16 protein-coding genes are annotated in these 20,032 nt (G+C 71.0%); 6 read left to right on the top strand and 10 right to left on the bottom strand.

Going from position 1 to position 20,032, the window contains the following annotated elements; translation table 11 throughout:
- The first annotated feature begins 114 nt into the window (after positions 1-114).
- Positions 115-1,986, top strand: coding sequence for a ribonuclease Y (rny, locus tag IW245_RS21005; protein WP_197004879.1), 1,872 nt, complete (start codon positions 115-117; stop codon positions 1,984-1,986).
- Between the two features lie 90 nt (positions 1,987-2,076).
- Here the strand turns inward: rny and IW245_RS21000 are convergent, their stop codons facing one another.
- From IW245_RS21000 to IW245_RS20990, 3 genes are read right to left on the bottom strand one after another with little or no spacing between them, the layout of a single operon-like run.
- Positions 2,077-3,027, bottom strand: coding sequence for a TAXI family TRAP transporter solute-binding subunit (locus tag IW245_RS21000; RefSeq protein WP_197004878.1), 951 nt, complete (start codon positions 3,025-3,027; stop codon positions 2,077-2,079).
- Between the two features lie 51 nt (positions 3,028-3,078).
- Entirely contained in the window at positions 3,079-3,465 is a 387-nt protein-coding gene (locus IW245_RS20995; protein ID WP_197004877.1) for a roadblock/LC7 domain-containing protein, read from the bottom strand.
- Positions 3,458-5,560 (bottom strand): sensor histidine kinase, encoded by a 2,103-nt coding sequence (locus tag IW245_RS20990; RefSeq protein WP_197004876.1) that lies wholly within the window; start codon positions 5,558-5,560, stop codon positions 3,458-3,460. The genes IW245_RS20995 and IW245_RS20990 overlap by 8 nt, the downstream gene beginning before the upstream one ends.
- Before the next feature lie 85 nt (positions 5,561-5,645).
- Here IW245_RS20990 and IW245_RS20985 point away from each other — a divergent pair, with 85 nt between their 5' ends.
- Together IW245_RS20985 and IW245_RS20980 are read left to right on the top strand one after the other, a co-directional pair.
- Complete coding sequence (locus tag IW245_RS20985; protein WP_231398880.1) at positions 5,646-7,658, top strand: TRAP transporter permease; 2,013 nt, start codon at positions 5,646-5,648, stop codon at positions 7,656-7,658.
- A complete protein-coding gene (locus IW245_RS20980) occupies positions 7,655-8,650 on the top strand; it encodes a TAXI family TRAP transporter solute-binding subunit (protein ID WP_197004874.1) in 996 nt (331 codons plus the stop codon). Before IW245_RS20985 ends, IW245_RS20980 begins: the two co-directional genes overlap by 4 nt.
- Before the next feature lie 49 nt (positions 8,651-8,699).
- Here IW245_RS20980 and IW245_RS20975 read toward each other — a convergent pair whose 3' ends face one another.
- From IW245_RS20975 to IW245_RS20960, 4 genes are read right to left on the bottom strand one after another with little or no spacing between them, the layout of a single operon-like run.
- A complete protein-coding gene (locus IW245_RS20975) occupies positions 8,700-9,518 on the bottom strand; it encodes an amino acid ABC transporter permease (RefSeq protein ID WP_233473044.1) in 819 nt (272 codons plus the stop codon).
- Complete coding sequence (locus IW245_RS20970) at positions 9,515-10,171, bottom strand: amino acid ABC transporter permease (protein ID WP_197004872.1); 657 nt, start codon at positions 10,169-10,171, stop codon at positions 9,515-9,517. The genes IW245_RS20975 and IW245_RS20970 overlap by 4 nt, the downstream gene beginning before the upstream one ends.
- 55 nt (positions 10,172-10,226) lie before the next feature.
- Positions 10,227-11,153 (bottom strand): glutamate ABC transporter substrate-binding protein, encoded by a 927-nt coding sequence (locus IW245_RS20965; protein WP_197004871.1) that lies wholly within the window; start codon positions 11,151-11,153, stop codon positions 10,227-10,229.
- A gap of 34 nt (positions 11,154-11,187) precedes the next feature.
- Positions 11,188-11,928 carry an amino acid ABC transporter ATP-binding protein gene (locus IW245_RS20960; RefSeq protein ID WP_197004870.1) on the bottom strand — a complete coding sequence of 247 codons (741 nt, stop codon included), beginning with the start codon at positions 11,926-11,928 and terminating at the stop codon, positions 11,188-11,190.
- Positions 11,929-12,010: 82 nt separating this feature from the next.
- On the opposite strand from IW245_RS20960, the gene miaB reads away from it, so the two are divergent.
- Positions 12,011-13,477, top strand: coding sequence for a tRNA (N6-isopentenyl adenosine(37)-C2)-methylthiotransferase MiaB (gene miaB / locus IW245_RS20955; RefSeq protein ID WP_197004869.1), 1,467 nt, complete (start codon positions 12,011-12,013; stop codon positions 13,475-13,477).
- 48 nt (positions 13,478-13,525) lie between these two features.
- On the opposite strand, the gene IW245_RS20950 is transcribed toward miaB, so the two are convergent.
- Positions 13,526-14,737 (bottom strand): DUF349 domain-containing protein, encoded by a 1,212-nt coding sequence (locus tag IW245_RS20950; RefSeq protein WP_197004868.1) that lies wholly within the window; start codon positions 14,735-14,737, stop codon positions 13,526-13,528.
- A 156-nt stretch (positions 14,738-14,893) separates the two neighbouring features.
- Here IW245_RS20950 and miaA point away from each other — a divergent pair, with 156 nt between their 5' ends.
- Complete coding sequence (gene miaA, locus IW245_RS20945; protein ID WP_372445203.1) at positions 14,894-15,805, top strand: tRNA (adenosine(37)-N6)-dimethylallyltransferase MiaA; 912 nt, start codon at positions 14,894-14,896, stop codon at positions 15,803-15,805.
- Positions 15,806-15,997: 192 nt separating this feature from the next.
- Here the strand turns inward: miaA and dapF are convergent, their stop codons facing one another.
- Positions 15,998-16,780: a diaminopimelate epimerase gene (dapF, locus tag IW245_RS20940; protein WP_197004867.1), complete on the bottom strand. Its 783-nt coding sequence runs from the start codon at positions 16,778-16,780 to the stop codon at positions 15,998-16,000.
- A 232-nt stretch (positions 16,781-17,012) separates the two neighbouring features.
- Positions 17,013-18,440, bottom strand: coding sequence for an NAD-dependent malic enzyme (locus tag IW245_RS20935; RefSeq protein WP_233473042.1), 1,428 nt, complete (start codon positions 18,438-18,440; stop codon positions 17,013-17,015).
- 192 nt (positions 18,441-18,632) lie between these two features.
- On the opposite strand from IW245_RS20935, the gene hflX reads away from it, so the two are divergent.
- Positions 18,633-20,003: a GTPase HflX gene (gene hflX, locus IW245_RS20930; RefSeq protein WP_231399973.1), complete on the top strand. Its 1,371-nt coding sequence runs from the start codon at positions 18,633-18,635 to the stop codon at positions 20,001-20,003.
- Positions 20,004-20,032 lie beyond the last annotated feature (29 nt).

Here is a 20,032-nt window from a genome sequence, read left to right as displayed (position 1 = left end):
GCGCCCGTCATTCGTGCTGCCCCGCGCAGTCCGGTCCGGCGGGTCACATGGCGTGCCCGGACCTTCTCGACCCAGCGACTGCGCCGGATCCGGTGTGCACGGGAGGATGAGGCCATGACGACCGTCGGGGTAGTGGTGGGGGCGGTCGCCGCCCTGGCCCTGATCGTCGTGGTCGGCCTGATGCTCGTGGCCCGGATGGTGCGCAACCTGGCCCCCGGAGCCGCTCGCGGGTCCCACGCCGGCGCGGATGTCGAGGCCGAGCAGGCCCGCGCCGTGCTGGAGGCCGAGACCACGGAGGCCCGTGCCGCGGCCCGGCGGCTGGTCGAGGCGGCCAAGGTGGAGGCTAACGAGGTCGCCACCCGGCTGCGGTCCCGGGCCGAGGAGGAAGCCGCGCGGGTCGCCGCGGACGCCGAGCGGGCGGCCGAGCGGGCCCGGCTCGACGCCGAACGGGTGGCGGAGCGGGCCCGGCAGGAGTCGGAGACCGCGGTGGAGAAGGCCCGCCGCGAGTCCGAGAGCGTGGTGGAGAAGGCCCGCCTGGAGGCCGAGCGGATGGTGGCCCAGGCCCAGGCGCTCGCAGAGCAGGCGGCCGGCGATGTAGCCGCCCGGGCCCGGCGGGAGGCCGAGCAGGCCGTCGAGGGGCGCACGACGCAGCTCAACGAGCGGCTGGCGGACGTGGAGCAGCGGCTCAACCGGCTGGACGAGCGTGAGCGCCGGCTCGGCGAGGAGGCGGAGCGGCTCGCGGCCAGGGACCGGCGGATCGCCGTAGCGGAGGCCGACCTGGAGGCCAGGGAGTCCGAGGTCGGGGCTCAGGAGGTCGCGCTGGCCGAGGCCGACGAGGAGCGTCGCCGGGAGTTGTCCCGGATCGCCGGTCTGACGGCGGAGGCGGCGAAGACGGAGCTCGTCGGGGTGATCGAGGTGCAGGCCAAGCGTGAGGCGGCCGTGCTGATCCGCGACATCGAGTCCGACGCGCGCAACACGGCGGAGCAGCGGGCCCGGCACATCGTGGTCGAGGCGATCCAGCGGGTGGCCAGCGAGCAGACGGCCGAGAGCGTCGTGAGCGTGCTGCACCTGCCCAGTGACGAGATGAAGGGCCGGATCATCGGCCGGGAGGGCCGCAACATCCGGGCGTTCGAGTCGGTGACCGGGGTCAACCTGATCATCGACGACACCCCGGAGGCGGTGCTGCTGTCGTGCTTCGACCCGGTGCGCCGCGAGATCGGCCGGGTCACCCTGGAGAAGCTGGTGCTGGACGGCCGGATCCACCCGCACCGGATCGAGGAGGTCCACGACCTGGCGCGGTACGAGGTGGAGAAGCTCTGCCAGCGGGCCGCCGAGGACGCCCTGGTCGAGGTCGGGATCACCAATATCCACCCGGAACTGGTGGAGCTGCTGGGCCGGCTGCGCTACCGCACCTCCTACGGCCAGAACGTGCTCAAGCACCTGGTCGAGACCGCGCACATCGCCGGTCTGATGGCTGCGGAGCTGGGCCTGCGCCCCGAGTTGATCAAGCGGGGCGCGTTCCTGCACGACATCGGCAAGGCGCTCACCCACGAGGTCGAGGGCAGCCACGCGCTGATCGGCGCGGACCTGGCCCGGCGGTTCGGGGAGTCCGAGGAGGTCGTGCACGCGATCGAGGCGCACCACAACGAGGTGCAGCCGCAGACGATCGAGGCGGTGCTGACCCAGGCGTCGGACTCGTGCTCGGGTGGCCGGCCGGGCGCCCGCCGCGAGAGCCTCGAGGTGTACGTCAAGCGCCTCGAGCGGATCGAGGAGATCGCCAGCAGCCAGCTGGGCGTGGAGCGGGTGTTCGCGATGCAGGCCGGCCGCGAGATCCGGGTGATGGTCCGCCCCGACGACGTCGACGACATCGGCGCGGCGGTGCTGGCCCGCGACGTGGCCAAGCAGATCGAGGACGAGCTGACCTACCCGGGCCAGATCCGGGTCACCGTCGTCCGCGAGTCCCGGGTCAGTGAGATAGCCCGATAAATCAGACGGCTACGAGTGGTCCCCGACCCGGCAGCCTCGGCACATCGGCAGCGTGCCGGGGCCTGATCCGGCAGCGCCGGTGGCCTGACCTCACCGTCCGGCGTGGAACCGCGCCGCTCCCGGGTGCAACGGCACCGGGGCCGTCGACCCGGCCGTCGACCGGTCGATGTTCCCGGCCTCCGGGTGCACCTTCGTCAGGTCCTTCTGCCGATCGAACAGCAGCTTGGTCAGGTCGTGGGCGAGGGCCTCCGGCATCGTGTCGCGGACCACGAGCAGGTTCGGCACCCCGATGGTGGCCACGTCCGCCGGCAGGTTGTAGGCGCCCCGGGGGATGGTCGTCCCGGTGTACGCGTCCCCGTACTGCGCGGTGAGCTTGGCGAGCACCCCGTTCGGGGACAGGAACTCCGCCTTCCCCGGCGCGGACGTCAACAGCTCGGTGATGCCGCTGGCCGGCAGCCCGCTCGAGTACACCATCGCGTCGGTCGTGCCGGCGAGCATGCCCTTGACGGTCTGCGGCAGGGACAGCGCCTGCGCCGTGAACTCGTCGGGGCCGATCCCGGCGGCGGCCAGCAGCCGCAGGGCGATCACCTCGGTGCCGGACCGGGGACTGCCGGTCGAGATCCGTTTGCCGCGCATGTCCGCGAGGCTGTGCACGCCGCTGCCGACCCGCGCGATGACCTGGGTGTAGTTGAGGTACAGCTTCGCCAGCGCCCGGATCGGCTGCGGTTTGCCCTCGAAGGGTCCCTTGCCGGTGGCCGCGTCGCCGGCCGTGTCGGCGAGCGTGAACGCCAGGTCGGAGTCGCCCCGCACGACGCGCCCGATGTTCTCCACGGACGCGCCGGTGGGCTCCGCCGTCGCCTCGTACCCGGGCACGTACTGGCTGATCAGGTCGGCCAGGCCGCCGCCCAGCTGGTAGTACACCCCGGTGGTGTTGCCGGTGGCGAGGAAGAGCTGGTGGCTGCGTCGGGTGGGCGCGGAGCCGGGTCCGGCGCACCCGGCCAACGCCAACGCACCGAGGAGAACTCCCCGGCGGCCGATCACCGGCGGCCCCCGGTCGCGGCGGTCACGCCCCGACCCGCGGGTGCGCGGCGGTCACGAGCGAACCTCGGGGGCCAGCGCCGTGGCCACCCGCTGCACGAGCATCGCGGTCTCGTAGCCGATCTGGCCGAGGTCGCAGCCGGGCGCGGCGAGGACGGCGATGTGCGCCTTGTCCCCGATGGCCATCAGCAGCAGCACTCCGCCGTCCATGTCGACGACGAACTGCCGGACCCGGCCGGCGGACAGGAACCGGGCCGCGCCGAGGGTGAGGCTGGTCAGCCCGCTGGTGACGGCGGCCAACTGGTCGGTCTGGTCGGTGGGCAGGCCGGCGGAGGTGGCCAGCGCGAGCCCGTCTACGGAGACCACGAGCACGTGCGCGATGTCCGGCACCCGTTCGGCGAAGATGGTCAGCAGCCAGTCGAGGTTCTGGCGATCAGTCAAGGTCGGCTCTTCCTGGGTGAGGGGACAGGTGGCCTGCCGCGGCGCTGATGCCGATGGCCAGGCTGGACAGCCGGGAGCGGATCTCCTCGGGATCGATGGCGGCGTGGTCGGGTTCGGGTGGGCGGAGGAAGGCTCGGGCGACGGGACCGGACGGGGCCGTCCTGGGCCGCAGGCCCGTGACCGGCGCGAGCAGGCCGTTGGGCACCCGGACCAGTGCGGCGGTTCCGTTACCGGTGTGGCTGCGCAGCGTAACCTCGATGCCCTGGCGGGCCGCGAGCCGGGCCACCACGAGCAGGCCCATGGTGCCGGCGAGGGCCGCGGTGAGGGCCGCCGGTTGGGCGAGCCGGGCGTTGACCTCGACCAGGGAGTTGTCGGCCATGCCGATGCCCTGGTCGTAGATGGTGATGTCCACGCCGTCGATGGACTGCCGGGCCGTGACCGACACCCGGCTGTCGGGCGGGGAGAAGGTCGCGGCGTTCTCCAGCAGCTCGGCGAGGAGGTGCACGAGGTCGGCGACGGCGGCGCCGACGATGGCCAGCCCGGCCAGGTCGGACGTGTCCACCCTCGGGTACTCCTCGATCTCCGCCGCGGCGGCCCGCACCACGTCCTCCAGCAGCTCGACCTGGGAGAACCGCCGCCCGGGCTCCCCGCCGGCGAGCAGCAGCAGGTTCTCCTCGTTGCGGCGCATCCTGGCGGCCAGGTGGTCGAGGGCGAAGAGCTGGGCGAGGGTGTCGGGGTCCGACTCGGTGCGTTCGAGGTCGTCGAGGAGCTGGAGCTGCCGGTTGATCAGGGCCTGGCCGCGCCGGGACAGTGCGACGAGGGTGGCGGCGACGTCGATGCGCAGCAGCGCCTGGTCGGCCGCCAGCCGCAGGGCCTGGCGGTGCAGGGTGCCGAACGCGCCGCCGACCTGCCCGATCTCGTCGTCGAACCCGGCGGTCAGCGACGAGTCGGTGGCCGAGGCGACGGCGAGGTGGGTGTCGCGGACGACGCCCGGTTCGGTGGCCACGGACACCGCGGCGATCGCGGCGGGCAGCGACTCGGTGGCGACGTTGAGCGCGGCACGGCGCAGCCGGCGCAGCCGGCGCGCGGTCTTGGCGGACAGCATCAGCGCGGCGAGGACGGAGAGCACGGCGACGGCCCCGGTGAGGGCGAGCGTGAGGACGGTGCTCCGCCGGGCGCCCTCCTGCCGCGCGTACGCCGCGTCGTCGAGGTCGGTGGCCAGGGAGATCTGCACGGTGTAGAGGCGGCGCAACAGCTGGGTCTGCGCCACGTACCACGCGTCGGGGTCGACCCTGAGCCGGTCGGGGGTCTGGTCGCCGGTGAGCGCGTCGTCGCGCAGCGCCCGGGCGACGTCCACGTCGGGCCCCTTGACCGTGTGGTCGTACGTCGCCCGCCCGCCGTCGTCGGCCACCCGGTAGAACTCGGCCTGCCGAGCCTCGGCCGACCCGACCAGCGCCGCGAGGGTGGACAGCTCCCCGGGCGCGAACGCCCCCCGGGTGAACACGCCGCGCAGCAGGTCGCGCTCCTCGGCCGCGAGGTGCCCGGCGGCGGCGAGCGCGGCGATGGCCCGGGTCTTGGTGGCCAGCGTGGCATCGTCGATCAGGGCCGGCAGCGCCTCGGCGACGGCGAGCAGGAGGGTGAGCACCGAACGGTAGGACTGGTCGGCGACCCGTTGCTCGCCCGCCCCGCCCAGGGCCTGCCCGCGGGTGGTGGGCAGCCCGGCGAGGGCGTTGTCCGCCGTGGTGACGGGGCTGAACAGCTCGGGCACGTCGAGCCGGGTCGCCGCCCGGTACCGCGCGAGGGCCGCGTCGGTGCGCCGCCGCTGGGTGGTGACGATCTGATCGGCCATGTGCCCGTTGCGCAGCCGCAGCGCGCCGGTCTCGGCGACCTCGCGCTCGAGCTCGTGGATCAGGCCGACGGTGGCCGTGGCGGTGCCGGCGAGCACCCGCGCGCGGACGGCGTCGTCCTCGGCGGCCAGCGCCGTGCTGGTCTGCTGGGTGCCGAGCGCGCCGAGGCCGAGGGTGGAGATGAGGATCGGCAGCAGGAGCTGGAGCCGGATCGAGCGCAGTCTGGGGGACCCTGCCGCTCTGCGCACCGAAGAAGCTCCCCTCATATCCGCCACCGAGCACAGTAAACGATGGATGCCACTCCATGGATTGTTTGTAGTACTGTTGCCGGCTATGTCCGTCGATAACAGTCCGAGTCCGCCCGGTGACGCGGGGGACAGCGTATCGACCCTAGACGATCAAGGGAAGACTGCGATCACCGGCGATGCCGTCGATGCGCTCGCGGCCCGGTTCGAGGACGAGAGACCGGCCGAGGAACTGACCGGCTGGCCACGGATCGCCGTGTCCACAGTAGCCGGAATCGTGTCGGTGTTCGTGCTGGCCCAGGTGTTCCTACCGGTGCCGCAGGGCAACCAGTACTTCCTGATGCTCTTCCTGGCCGGCGTGCTGCCGCTCGTCTTCGTCTGCTACCGGGGGTTCGGTCCGAGGTCCCTCGACGGCGTCCTGGCCGCCGCCGCGTTCGTGGTGTGCCTCTACCCGGTCGCGACCGGGTTCGACGCGTTCCTGGACCGGCAGGGCTCACTGTCCACGCTCGACACGGTCATGGGCGGCCTGCTGCTGGTCCTGATCCTGGAGGGCTGCCGGCGGACCACCGGTTGGGTGCTGCCCGTCGTCTGCCTGGCGTTCCTGGGCTACGCCTACTACGGCGGCTACCTGCCCCAGAGCTGGGCGATCGCCCACGCAGGCATGGACTTCGACCAGATCGTCGACGCGCTGTACAACACGTCCAGCGGCTTCTACGGCACCCCGCTGGACGTGTGCGCCAGCTACATCGTGCTGTTCACCCTCTACGGCGCGGTGCTCAACTCCTCCGGTGCGGGGAGGTTCTTCGTGGACCTGTCGGTGGCGGCGTTCCGCCGGTCGCGTACCGCGCCGGGCCGCACGGCCGTGGCCAGCGGCTTCCTGCTCGGCACGGTCTCCGGCTCCGGCGCGGCGACGGCGGTCAGCGTCGGGGCGGTCACCTGGCCGATCCTGCGCCGGGCCGGCTACCCGGCGGAGAACGCCGGCGGCATGCTCGCGGCGGCCGGGGTGGGCGCGATCCTGTCCCCTCCGACGCTGGGCGCGGCGGCGTTCATCATCGCCGAGTACCTGCGGGTGTCCTACCTGCAGGTCCTGCTCTGGGCCACGATCCCCACCCTGCTGTACTACCTGGGCATCCTGCTCGCCGTCGAGATCGACGCGCGCAAGTTCGGCGTGCGTCCGGTGGCGTTCGACGGCCAGTCAGCCGGCCGGCTGCTCGCCCGGTTCGGCTACCACTTCGCCTCCCTGTTCGCGATCGTCGGTTTCCTGGCCATGGACCTGTCGGCTCCCCGGGCGGTCGTGTACGCCACCCTGCTCGCCTTCGCGCTCAGCTTCCTCGACCCGACCCGCCGGATCGGCCACCGGAGACTCGCGGAGACCCTGGCGACCGGTACCCGTGGCGTGCTCCCGGTCGCCGCCGTGTGCGCCGCCGCCGGGGTGATCACGGCGATGACCACGAAGACCGGGCTCGGCCCGCAACTCGCGGAGCTCCTGGTCAAGGGCGCCGCGGCGGTGACGGACGACCCGACGGGCGTGCTGGCCCTGACCGCGGTGTTCTCGGCGGTCGCGCTGATGATGCTGGGCCTGGCGGTGCCGGTGACCGCCAGCTTCATCATCGGCTGGGTGATCATCGGGCCGGCGCTGCTCGCCCTGCACGTCAGCCCGCCCGAGGCCGCCATGTTCGTCTTCTACTACTCGGTGCTGTCCGAGGTCACCCCGCCGACGGCGCTCGCGGCCGTGGCCGCCTCGGCGATCACCGGCGGGCGAGTGATCCCGACGATGTGGCAGGCCGGCAAGTACGCCCTGCCGGCGTTCCTCGCCCCGCTCGCGTTCGTGCTCACCGACCACGGCGCATACCTGCTGGCCCGGGGCCCGGTCCTCGGCATCCTGTGGGCCACCCTGGTCGCCTGCCTGGCGGTGGCGGCCCTCGCGATGGCCACCGGCGGCTGGCTGCTGGGCCCCGCGCACCCGGTCGAACGGCTGCTGGCGGGTGCCGCGGCCCTGTTGCTCCTGTACCTCGAACCGGCGAGCATCGGCGCGGGCCTGGCCTGCGTGACCGCCGCAGTGCTCGTCCACGTGATCCGACGACGGAAGGCCCACGCATGAAACGCCCACTCACCCTCCTGATCGCGCTCACCGTCGCCGTGAGCGGATGCGGGGGGCAGCGGCACACGGACAAGAAGGACACCGGGGCGGCCGTGGCCTGCAAGGTGGCCGGCGAGACCCGGATCGGGATCGCCACAGGCAACACCACCGGGGTGTACTACGCGCTCGGCAACGCCTACGCCACCCAGATCACCGAGGCCACCGGCGGCAGGGTGAAGGCCAGCGCCGCCGAGACCGGCGCGTCGGTGCAGAACATCACCCAGCTGGTGGAGGGCAAGTACCAGCTCGCGTTCGCCCTCGCCGACACTGCCGCCGACGCGGTCAACGGCACCGGTTCCTTCAAGGAGAAGCAGCCGATCGCCGCCGTGGCCCGGATCTACCCGAACTTCACCCAGGTCGTGGTGCGCGCCGACGCCGGCATCTCCTCGATCGCGGACATGAAGGGCCGGTCCATCTCGACGGGCTCGCCGAACTCCGGGACCGAGGTGATCGCGAACCGGCTGTTCACGGCGGCCGGGCTCGCGGCCGGTGACGTGAAGGCCCAGCGCCTGGAGCTCGGCAAGAGCGTCGAGGGCATGAAGGACGGCAGCGTCGACGGGCTGATCTTCTCCAGCGGGCTCGGGGCAGCCGGGCTCAAGGACCTGTTCGCCAGCGGCAAGGGCAGGTACAAGCTGCTGGACGTCACGCCGCTGCTCCCGAAGCTCAAGGCGGTCAACCCGGTCTACGACGTCGCGCCGATCCCGGCCGCCGCCTACGGCACCGAGGGCGACACCCCGGCCGTCGTCGTGCCCAACCTGCTGCTGGTGAAGAACGACGTGGACGCCGAACTGGCCTGCGTGCTGACGAAGACGCTGTTCGACACGAAGGACAAGCTCGCGGCCGTGAACGCCTCGGCGAAGGACATCACCCTGGACAAGGCCCGCCGGACGTCCCCGGTGCCGCTGCACCGCGGCTCCGAGGCGGCCCTGAACACCCTCAACGCCCCGAGGTAGGCACGCGAAGGGCCCGGCCCCCCGGTGGGGGAGCCGGGCCCGGGGAACGCTACGACCTGCCGGCCCGGCGGCGCTGGCCCCGCCGGCTCAGCCAGTTCGCGAACCACGACAACAGCGAGCACATCCCGATGTACACGGCCGCGACCACCAGGTACGACGGCACGTACGGCAGGTCGAACGCCAGCCGGCTGCCCATCTGCTTGCCCACGTACAGCAGCTCCGGGTAGGTGATGATGAACCCGAGCGCGGTGTCCTTGAGCAGCACCACGATCTGACTGATGATCGACGGCAGCATCGCGCGGACGGCCTGGGGGAGCAGGATCAGCCAGAACAGCTGGCCCCGGTCGAGCCCGATCGCGAGCCCCGCCTCGGACTGGCCGCGCGGGAGCGACGCGATCCCGGTCCGCAGGATCTCGGAGACGACCGCTCCGTTGTAGAGGGTCAGACCGAGGACGAGGGCCCAGAAGTTCGGGATGTGCAGCCCGTACACCAGGGGGCCGTAGTAGAAGAAGAAGATCAGGATCAGCAGCGGGATGGCCCGGAACAGCTCCACGACGAACGTGGCCGGCACCTCGATCGCGCGGATGCCGGTCATCCGGAGCCCGGCGAGCAGGCCGCCGAAGAACAGGGCGAGGACCGCGCCGGTCGCCGCGGCCTTGAGCGTGGCGAGTAGACCGTCGACGAGCTGCTGCTGGATGGCCTTGTAGGTGAACTGCTCCCACTTCAGCGACTCGAACTGTCCGGTCTGCCAGAACCGGTACACCACCCACGCGAGGGCGGCCAGGACGACGATGACCGCGGCGACGCTGAGGATGCGGTTGCGTCGCCGGGCGCGCGGGCCGGGGACGTCGTAGAGGACGGAGCTCACCGGGCGACCTTCCATTTCCGTTCGAGCCAGCGCTGGACGCCGATCAGGGGGCCGACGAGGAGAAGGAAACCGATCGTGACCCAGATCAGCCCGAACATCTGGTTCTCGCTGCGCTCCGACAGGTACTGCTGGATCGCCCCGGCCTCCACCACCGAGAAGCCGGCGGCGACCGTGGTGTTCTTCAGCATCGCGTTCAGCACGCTGATCATCGGCGGCACGACGGTCCGGAAGGCCTGCGGGAGCACGATCAGCGTGAGCACCTGGGCGAACGTCATCCCGATCGCGCGGGCCGCCTCCGCCTGCCCGACCGGCACGGTGTTGATGCCCGACCGCAGGGTCTCGCACACGAAGGCCGCCGTGTAGACGGTGAGCGCGATGTACGCCGCGGTCTGGAAGTCCGTCTCCAGCCCCACCTTGGGGGCCGCGAACACCAGGAACGCGAACACCAGGGTCAGCGGGGTGTTGCGCACGACGCTGACGTACCCGGTGCCGATGCCCCGCAGGGCCGGGACCGGGGAGACCCGCGCGGCGCCGAGCAGTGTCCCGAGGATCAGGGCGCAGACCCCGCTCACCAGGAACAGTTTGATCGTGTTGACAAAGCCGCGGGAGAAGATGTCCCAGTTGTCGGTCAGCGTGTGCAGAAAGGCGTTCATCGCACCCTCGTGAGGAGGTGAGGGGCCCGTGGACGCGCCACGGGCCCCGCTGGGACTAGTACCGCTCGAGGGCGGGCTGGGTCGCCGTGGATCCGGAGATGCCCAACGTGCCGGTGTAGATCTTCTGCCAGGTGCCGTCGGTGCGCGCGGTCTCCAGGGCGTCGTTCACGAAGTCACGCAGCGCCTTGTCGTCCTTGGGCAGGCCGATGCCGTACTTCTCCGTGCTGAACGGCTGGCCGACGACCTTGAGCTTGCCCGGAGCCTGGGCGGCGAAGCCCTTGAGGATCGCGTCGTCGGTGGTGACAGCGTCGACCTTCTTGTCGAGCAGCTGCGAGACGCACTCGGAGTAGGTCTTGAACTCGCTGATGTTGGTGTCCTCGGTGAGCTTCTGGTCCCGGACCCGCTGCAGCGGGGTCGAGCCGGTCGCCGAGCAGACCTTCTTGCCCTTGAGCGAGTCCTTGCCCGTGATGGAGCTGTCGTCCTTGCGGACGAGCAGGTCCTGGCCGGCCACGAAGTACGGGCCGGCGAAGCTCACGTCGTTCTTGCGCTTGTCGGTGATCGAGTACGTCCCGACGTAGTAGTCGATCTCGCCACCCTTGATCGCGGTCTCCCGGTTCGCGGACGCGATCTCCTTGTACTCGATCTTCGCCGGGTCCACGCCCAGCTTCGAGGCGAGGAGCTGGGCGATCTCGATGTCGAAGCCGCACCGGTTGCCGGCGGCGTCCTTGTAACCGAGGTTCGGCTGGTCGGCCTTGACGCCGACGACGACCTTGCCGGCCGCCTTGATCTTGTCGTAGGTCGGGCTGCCGGTGAGCTTCACGTCCGTGGCCGGAGTGAACTTCACTCCCGAGCTCACGCACTTGTCCCCGGTACCCGCGTTGTCGGTTCCACCGGACGGCGAGGTGCCGTCCTTACCGCAGGCCGCGACGGAAAGGGCGAGCGTTGCGATCGCGGCCACGGCCGCGAGGCGCTGGAAACGCATGGTTTCTCCTCCGTTGTCGTGCAAAATCTCGGCTTCAGTGCAAAATCTTGGACAGGAAGTCCTGGGCGCGCTCGGACCTCGGGTGGTCGAAGAACTCCTCCGGGGGAGCCTCCTCGACGATCCGGCCGTCGGCCATGAAGATCACCCGGTTGGCGGCGCGGCGGGCGAAGCCCATCTCGTGCGTGACGACGACCATCGTCATGCCCTCGGCGGCGAGCGAGATCATCACCTCCAGGACCTCGTTGACCATCTCCGGGTCCAGGGCGCTGGTGGGCTCGTCGAACAGCAGGGCCTTGGGCCGCATCGCCAACGCGCGGGCGATCGCCGCGCGCTGCTGCTGGCCGCCGGACAGCTGCGCCGGCAGCTTCGCGGCCTGGTTGGCGATGCCGACCCGCTCGAGCAGCGCCATGCCGCGCTGGCGGGCGTCGGCGGGGGAGTCGTTCAGCACCTTGATCGGGCCGAGCGTCACGTTCTCCAGGATGGTCTTGTGCGCGAACAGGTTGAAGGACTGGAACACCATCCCCACCTCGCTGCGCAGCTTGGCCAGGGCCTTGCCCTCGGCGGGCAGCACGCGGCCGTCGAACCGGATCACGCCGTCGTTGATCGGCTCCAGGCGGTTGATCACCCGGCAGAGCGTGGACTTGCCGGACCCCGACGGCCCGATGACCACGACGACCTCACCGCGGGTGATGTCCAGGTTGATGTCCTGGAGAACATGCAGAGGGCCGTACCACTTGTTCACGCCCTCGATCTGCACCAGAGGGATTTCCGTCATGTTGTCCACTCCATCATCGCCTGCCCGGTGCTGGTCACTGTAGCGGGCGGCGCAAACAGGTTGGCGTAACCTAGCTGGCGAGATGAACGCTGAATTGAGGACCTACGAGGTCCGTACCTATGGCTGTCAGATGAACGTCCACGACTCCGAGCGGATCGCCGGTCTCCTGGAGGGTGCCGGTTATATTCCGGTTTCCTCTGAGGGGTCCCCGGATGTCGTGGTGTTCAATACCTGTGCGGTCCGGGAAAATGCGGACAACAAGCTCTATGGCAACCTGGGCCACCTCCGACCGGTGAAAACCGCCCGGCCCGGGATGCAGATCGCCGTGGGCGGCTGCCTGGCCCAGAAGGACCAGCACGAGATCGTCAAGAAGGCCCCCTGGGTCGACGTCGTGTTCGGCACCCACAACATCGGCTCGCTGCCGGCGCTGCTGGAGCGGTCCCGGCACAACCAGAGCGCCGAGGTCGAGCTGCTCGAGTCCCTCGAGGTCTTCCCGTCGACCCTGCCCACCAAGCGCGACTCCACCTACGCCGGCTGGGTGTCGATCTCGGTCGGCTGCAACAACACCTGCACCTTCTGCATCGTGCCGGCGCTGCGCGGCAAGGAGAAGGACCGCCGGCCCGGCGAGGTGCTCGCCGAGGTCGAGGCACTGGTCGCCGAGGGCGTCCTGGAGGTCACCCTGCTCGGCCAGAACGTCAACTCCTACGGCGTCGAGTTCGGCGACAAGCTGGCGTTCGGCAAGCTGCTGCGGGCCTGCGGGAACATCGAGGGCCTGGAGCGGGTGCGGTTCACCAGCCCGCACCCGAAGGACTTCACCGACGACGTGATCGAGGCGATGGCCGAGACCCCGAACGTCTGCCCCCAGCTGCACATGCCCCTGCAGTCCGGCTCCGACTCGCTGCTCAAGGCCATGAAGCGGTCCTACCGGTCCGAGAAGTACCTGGGGATCATCGAGAAGGTCCGGGCGGCGATGCCGCACGCGGCCATCACGACCGACATCATCGTCGGCTTCCCCGGGGAGACCGAGGAGGACTTCCAGGAGACGCTCCGGGTGGTCCGCGAGGCCCGGTTCTCGGCGGCCTTCACGTTCCAGTACTCGATCCGGCCCGGCACCCCGGCGGCCACCATGGCCGACCAGGTGCCCAAGGCCGTGGTGCAGGACCGGTACAACCGGCTGATCGCCGAGCTGGACCAGATCATGTGGGACGAGAACAAGCTCCAGGTCGGCCGGACCGTCGAGGTGCTCGTGGCCGTCGGCGAGGGCCGCAAGGACAGCGAGACCGGCCGGATGTCCGGTCGGGCGCGCGACGGGCGGCTGGTGCACTTCCGCTCCGCCGAGGGCGTGCGGCCGGGCGACATCGTCGACACGGTCGTGACCTACGCGGCCCCGCACCACCTCAACGCCGACGGCGAGCTGCTGTCGCACCGGCGGACGAGGGCCGGGGACGCCTGGGAGGCGGGGCGCGCGGTGAAGACGGCGGGCACGATGCTGGGCCTGCCGACGGTGGGCGTCCCGGCCCCGCTGCCGGTGGTCAACGGCTGCGCCTGAGCCACCAACGCGAAAGAGGGGCCCCGAGGGGCCCCTCTTCTCGTATGACTACTTCGCGCCCTCGGCCAGCTTCAAGAACTGCTGCTTGCCGGCCAGGGCCTGCTCCGCCTGCTTGATCCGCTTGGCGTCGCCTGCGGCCTGCGCCTTGGCCAGCCGCTCCTCGGCCTCGGCCACCTGCACCCGCATCTGGGCGAGCAGCGGGTTGTCCTCCGGAGCCGTCCGCCGCCACGCGGTGTCCATCGCGAGCTTGATCTTCTCCTCGACCCCGCGCCAGCGCCGGTCCAGGCTCGCCATGTTCTCCCGCGGCACCCGGCCGACGTCGTGCCAGCGGCCCTGCAGGTCGTTGAGGATGCCCTGCGCGGACTTCGGGTCGGCCTCCACGTCGATGGCCTCGGCCTCGGCGAGCAGGGCCTGCTTGGCGGTGAGGTTGTCCTTGAACTCCGCGTCGCGGGCCGAGAACACCTCGCTGCGCCGGGAGAAGAACGCGTCCTGCGCGGCCCGGAACCGGTCCCACAGCTTCTGCTCGGTGTCCTTCGACGCCCGGCCGGTCTCCTTCCACGCCGCCATCAGCTCCTTGAGCCGGTTGGCGGTCGCGTTCCAGTCCTCGGAGGAGGACAGCGACTCGGCCTCGACGACCAGCTCCTCCTTCTGGGACTGGACGGACTTGCGCTGCTGGTCGAGGGTCGCGAAGTGCGCGCCCCGGCGGCGGGTGAACCCGTCACGGGCCGCCGCGTACCGCTTCCACAGCTCGGTGTCTGCTTTGCGGTCGACGCCCTTGATCGTCTTCCACTCGTCGAGGATCTCCTTGAGGCGGTCCCCGGCGACCTTCCACTGGGTCGACTCGGTCGCGATCAGCTCGGCTTCGCCGACGAGCGTCTGCTTGCGGGTCAGCGCCTCGGCCTTGGCGGCCTCCTTGGCCTGGCGGGCCGCCCCGGCCCGCTCCTCGGCGGCCCCGGTCAGCTTCTCCAGGCGCGCGGCGAGGCTGTCGAGGTCGCCCACGGCGTGGGCGCCGTCGACGGACTCCTTGAGCCGCTTGATGCTGGCCAGGGACTGCTGGGGGTCGGCTGCGCCACTGGCGAGCCGCTTCTCCAGCAGTACAACTTCGGTCTGTAGGTCTTCGAACCGCCGCACGAAGTGCGCCAGCCCCTCTTCGGGGGTGCCGGCCTGCCACGAGCCGACGGCCCGCTCGCCGGCCGCCGTCTTGACGTAGACAGTGCCGTCCGCGTCTACCCGCCCGAAGGTCGCCCAGTCGCTGCTCATCAGCCCATCCTCGTTCTCACCGGTGCCACGCGCCACCTTTTCGGGGGCTTCGGCGCCGCCAGTGCGCAGTGTCGAATTATCTTCTGGCATTCTCACAGGTCGGCCCTGGTGCGCGTCGAGCACCCACGACTCAACCGTGACCAGATGGAGACCTGAGTGATTCGTTACGGTAATTCGGTGACGAATGTGATCGCGGTGGTGGGGCCGACCGCCGCCGGAAAGACGGCCCTCAGCATAGCCCTGGCCAGGCAACTCGGCGCGGAGGTGGTCAACGCCGACTCGATGCAGCTGTACCGGGGCATGGACATCGGTACGGCCAAGGTCACGGCGGACGAAGCGGGCGACGTTCCCCATCACGTACTCGACATTTGGGATGTAACGGAGCCGGCGAGCGTGGCCGAGTACCAGTCGCTCGCCAGGTTTGCAATTGATTCGTTATTGAAGGCGGGCCGTCCGGCGATCCTGGTCGGCGGATCCGGGCTCTACGTCCGCGCCGTGCTGGACGATTTCGCCTTCCCCGGCACCGACCCGACGATCCGCGAACGCCTCGAGGCGGAGCTGGCCGCCGAAGGCTCCGCCGCCCTGCACGCCCGGCTGCCGGCGGAGGTCGGCGCGAAGATCCTGGCCAGCAACGGCCGCCGGATCGTCCGGGCCCTGGAGGTGATCGAGCTGACCGGCGCCTTCACGGCGGAACTGCCCACCGAGCCGGTGCCGCACTACCCGGCGGTGCAGCTCGGGGTCGACCTGCCGCCCGAGGTCCTCGACGCCCGGATCGTGGCCAGGGTGGACCGGATGTTCGACAACGGCCTGGTCGACGAGGTCCGCCGGCTCGACGCTCTGGGCCTGCGCGAGGGCCGCACCGCCGGCCGCGCGCTCGGCTACGCCCAGGCGCTGCGCCTGATCGACGGGGAGTGCGACGAGGCGACGGCCCGCGCCGACACGGTCAGCGCGACCCGCAAATTCGTCCGCCGGCAGCGCTCGTGGTTCCGCCGCGACCCCCGGGTGCACTGGCTGACCAGTGAGAACCTGCTCGCCGAGGCACTGGAAGTCCTGTCCGGCGCTGCCTGAAGACCACAACCGAAACCCATCAGACGGTTACGTCACGTCCCTCACCCGCCGCGCACCGGCTCAAGCCCAGCGTGGCCAAGCCCGCGACACCCGCCAGACCACGCGCGCAGCCCCGCCCAGCGTGCCGAACCGCGACCGCCCGACCACCCGACGGCTCGCGCCCAGCGTGCCGGGCCCCGCGCCGGGATCCCCTCAGAACCCCTCGGCCAGCTCCCCGCTCGCCACGATCACCGCGGGCCCCGACAGCCAGCACGTCTCCCCGTCGAGCGTCACCGTCAGCAGCCCCCCGGGCACCCGCACCGGAGTACTCCCCGCGGCCCCCCTCAGCGCCACCACGGCCACCGCGCACGCCCCGGTGCCACAGGAGTCCGTCTCGCCGACCCCGCGCTCGTACACCCGCATCCGGGCGCCCTCCGTGAACTCGACGTTCACCCCGGTCGGGTAGAGGGTCCGGTCGTAGCCGGGGGCCTCGGTCAGGTCGAGCGCGTCGAGGGCGTCCGTCGCGCACACCAGGTGCGGGTTGCCCATGTCGACGCCGATCCCCGGGTACGCCACCCCGCCCAGCGTCGCCACCGACGGCCCGAGCAGCCGGGGCGCGCCCATGTCGACGGTCACGTTCTCGCCCTCGACCCGCGCGCGGCGGATCCCGGCCCGGGTCGCGACGGGGATCTCGGGGCCGTCGGCGAGCCCGGCATCCAGCAGGTACCGCACGAAGACCCGGACCCCGTTGCCGCACATCTCGGCGTAGGACCCGTCGGCGTTGAAGTAGTCCATGAACCACTCGGTCTCGCCGACCTGGTCCGCGGCGTCGGGGTGCTTGGCGGTGCGCACGACGCGCAGCAGGCCGTCACCGCCGATCCCCTGCCGCCGGTCGCAGAGTCGGGCCACCCGCTCGGGGCTCAGGTCGAGGGCTCCGTCGACGTCCGGCACGATCACGAAGTCGTTGCCGGTGCCGTGTCCCTTGGCGAAACGCATGGCCCCAGCGTAACTCTCCGTCAATCCTGCGCCGGCTGACATCACCCTCCGCAGAATCTCCCGCGTCGCGGGGGAGTCACCGGCACGCTGGGCGCGAGCCGACGGATGCCGGATCAGGGACGCGGCGTAACCGTCTGATGTGTGTGACCTGGCTCTTCGGCCGTCAGGCCGCACCGGGCGCCGGTCAACCCTCCCGGCCGGGCCGCGCGACGGCGACCCGACCGCGGGACACCTACTGCGGAATGGTGACGACGATCTCCGGCTCGGACTTCTCGCCCTTGACCACGGCCCGCACGGCCGCCGCGACCGCCGGCGCGACCCGGGCGTCGAACACGCTGGGCACGATCACGTTCGCGTTGATCTTGTCCTCGCCGACCACGTCGGCGATGGCCCGGGCGGCCGCGAGACCCATCTCCTCGGTGTACTCCCGCGCCTGCGCGTCGAGCATCCCCCGGAACACGCCCGGGAACGCGAGCACGTTGTTGATCTGGTTGGGCTGGTCGGACCGCCCGGTGGCCACGATCGCCGCGTGCTGGCGGGCCTCGCGCGGGTCGACCTCCGGGTCGGGGTTGGCCAGCGCGAACACGATCGAACCGTCCGCCATGGTCGCGATGTCGTCGCCGGTGAGGATGTTCGGCGCGCTCACCCCGATGAAGACATCCGCGCCACGCAGGGCCTCCTTGGTGCTCCCGGAGAAGTCGCCCTTGTTCGTGTTCGCCGCGAGCCACTCCCAGTTGGGGGTGAGGTCGGGCATGCCGCGGTGCAGCGCGCCCAGCCGGTCGCACGCGATGATGTCGCCGGCGCCCTGCTTCAGGAGCAACTTCATGATCGCGGTACCGGCGGCGCCCGCCCCCGACACCACGATCCGCACGTCCTCGATCTTCTTGCCGACGACCCGCAGCGCGTTGGTGAGCGCCGCGAGCACGCAGATCGCCGTGCCGTGCTGGTCGTCGTGGAACACCGGGATGTCCAGCATCTCGCGCAGCCGGGCCTCGATCTCGAAGCACCGGGGCGCGGAGATGTCCTCCAGGTTGATCCCGCCGTACGCGGGGGCCAGGATCTGCACCGTGCGGATGATCTCCTCGGTGTCCTGGGTGTCCAGCGCCACCGGCCAGGCGTCGACGCCGCCGAACTTCTTGAACAGCGCCGCCTTGCCCTCCATCACCGGCATCGCCGCGTACGGGCCGATGTTGCCCAGGCCCAGCACCGCCGAACCGTCGGTGACCACGGCCACCGTGTTCCGCTTGATGGTCAGCCGGCGGGCGTCCTCCGGGTTCTCGGCGATCGCGAGGCACACCCGGGCCACCCCCGGCGTGTACGCCCGGGACAGCTCGTCACGGGTGCGCAGCGACACCTTCGACTGCACCTCGATCTTGCCGCCGAGGTGCAGGAGGAACGTGCGGTCGGACACCTTGCGGACGTCGACCCCGTCGAGGGCCCGCAGGCTGTCGACCACCTGGTCGGCGTGGGTGGCGTCGGAGGTGTCGCAGGTCAGGTCGACGAGCACCCGGACGTGGTCGGAGTCGACGACGTCGAGGGCCGTCACGACCGCCTCGGCGGACCCGACGGCGGTGGTCAGTCGCCCGATGGCGTTGGAGTCTGCGGGGAGGGCGACCCGGATGGTGATCGAGAATCCGGCGCTCGGCAGGCGGCTGGACACGAAATTTCCTCTTCTCAGGCGGCACTGGAGGTCTTTTATTGTGTCCGATCGTTGATCACCGCTGTCGGGGCCATGGTTACCGGCAGGTAGGTACCGGGTTATGGAGATGCATTCGAGGCCCTGGCGTGCAACCCTGGATGCAAGGCGATGGGAGTGCACTTGTCTGACATCAAACAGTTCGTCACGGATGACATGGTTACCACGGGTGACTTCGAGCTCGAGGAACGTCACTCGCTCCGGCGGGTGGCCGGCCTGTCCACGGAGCTCACGGACGTCACAGAGGTCGAGTACCGGCAGCTGCGGCTCGAACGCGTGGTCCTCGTCGGGGTCTGGACGGACGGCACCGTCGCCGATGCCGACAACTCGATGATCGAGCTGGCGGCGCTCGCCGAGACCGCCGGCTCCGAGGTCCTCGAGGGGCTCGTCCAGCGCCGGCGCGCGATCGACCCGGCCACGTTCATCGGACGGGGCAAGGTCGACGAGCTCAAGGACGCCGTGGTCAACACGGGGGCCGACACCGTCATCTGCGACGGCGAGCTGTCCCCGAGCCAGCTGCGCAACCTGGAGGAGCGGCTCAACGTCAAGGTCGTCGACCGCACGGCGCTGATCCTGGACATCTTCGCCCAGCACGCGAAGAGCAAAGAGGGTAAGGCGCAGGTCGAGCTGGCCCAGCTGCAGTACCTGGTGCCGAGGCTCCGTGGTTGGGGTATGACCCTGTCCCGGCAGGCCGGCGGCTCCGGCAGCGGCGCCGGCGGCGGCGTGGGCCTGCGCGGTCCCGGTGAGACCAAGCTCGAGATCGACCGGCGGCGGATCAACACCCGGATCGCGAAGCTGCGCCGCGAGATCAAGGCCATGCGGATCATCCGGGACACCAAGCGCGCGTCCCGGGCCCGCAACGAGGTGCCCGGCGTCGCGATAGCGGGGTACACCAACGCCGGCAAGTCCAGCCTGCTCAACCGGCTCACCGGCGCGGGCGTCCTGGTGGAGAACGCGCTGTTCGCCACGCTGGACCCCACCACCCGGCGGGCCCGGGCGGCGGACGGCCGGGAGTACACCCTGTCCGACACCGTCGGCTTCGTCCGGCACCTGCCGCACCAGATCGTCGAGGCGTTCCGCTCGACCCTGGAGGAGGTCGCCGGCGCGGACCTGGTCCTGCACGTGGTCGACGGGGCGCACCCGAACCCGGCCGAGCAGGTCAGGGCGGTCCGCGAGGTCCTCGCCGACGTCGACGCCGACCGGGTGCCCGAGCTGCTCGTCGTGAACAAGATCGACATGGCCGACCCCGAGACCCTGCTGATGATCAAGCGGGACTGGCCGGGCGTGATGTTCGTGTCCGCGCACACCGGCGAGGGCATCGAGGAGCTGCGCGCGGCGATCGAGGAGCGGCTGCCCCGCCCCGCGATCGAGCTGCGGGCCGTGGTGCCCTACGACCGGGGCGACCTGGTCGACCGGGTGCACCGGCTCGGCGAGGTGCTGAGCACCGAGCACGGCGAGGGCGGCACCCTGGTGCACGTCCGGGTCCCGCGCGGCCTCGCGGCGGAGCTTCAGCCTTACGTACAGTGATGATGGGACAATCCGGTCGGAACCACCGG

Origin of the sequence: Longispora fulva (assembly GCF_015751905.1) — a bacterium.
GTDB classification, from domain to species: Bacteria; Actinomycetota; Actinomycetes; order Mycobacteriales; family Micromonosporaceae; genus Longispora; species Longispora fulva.
This window is presented reverse-complemented; position numbering and strand designations above follow the sequence as displayed.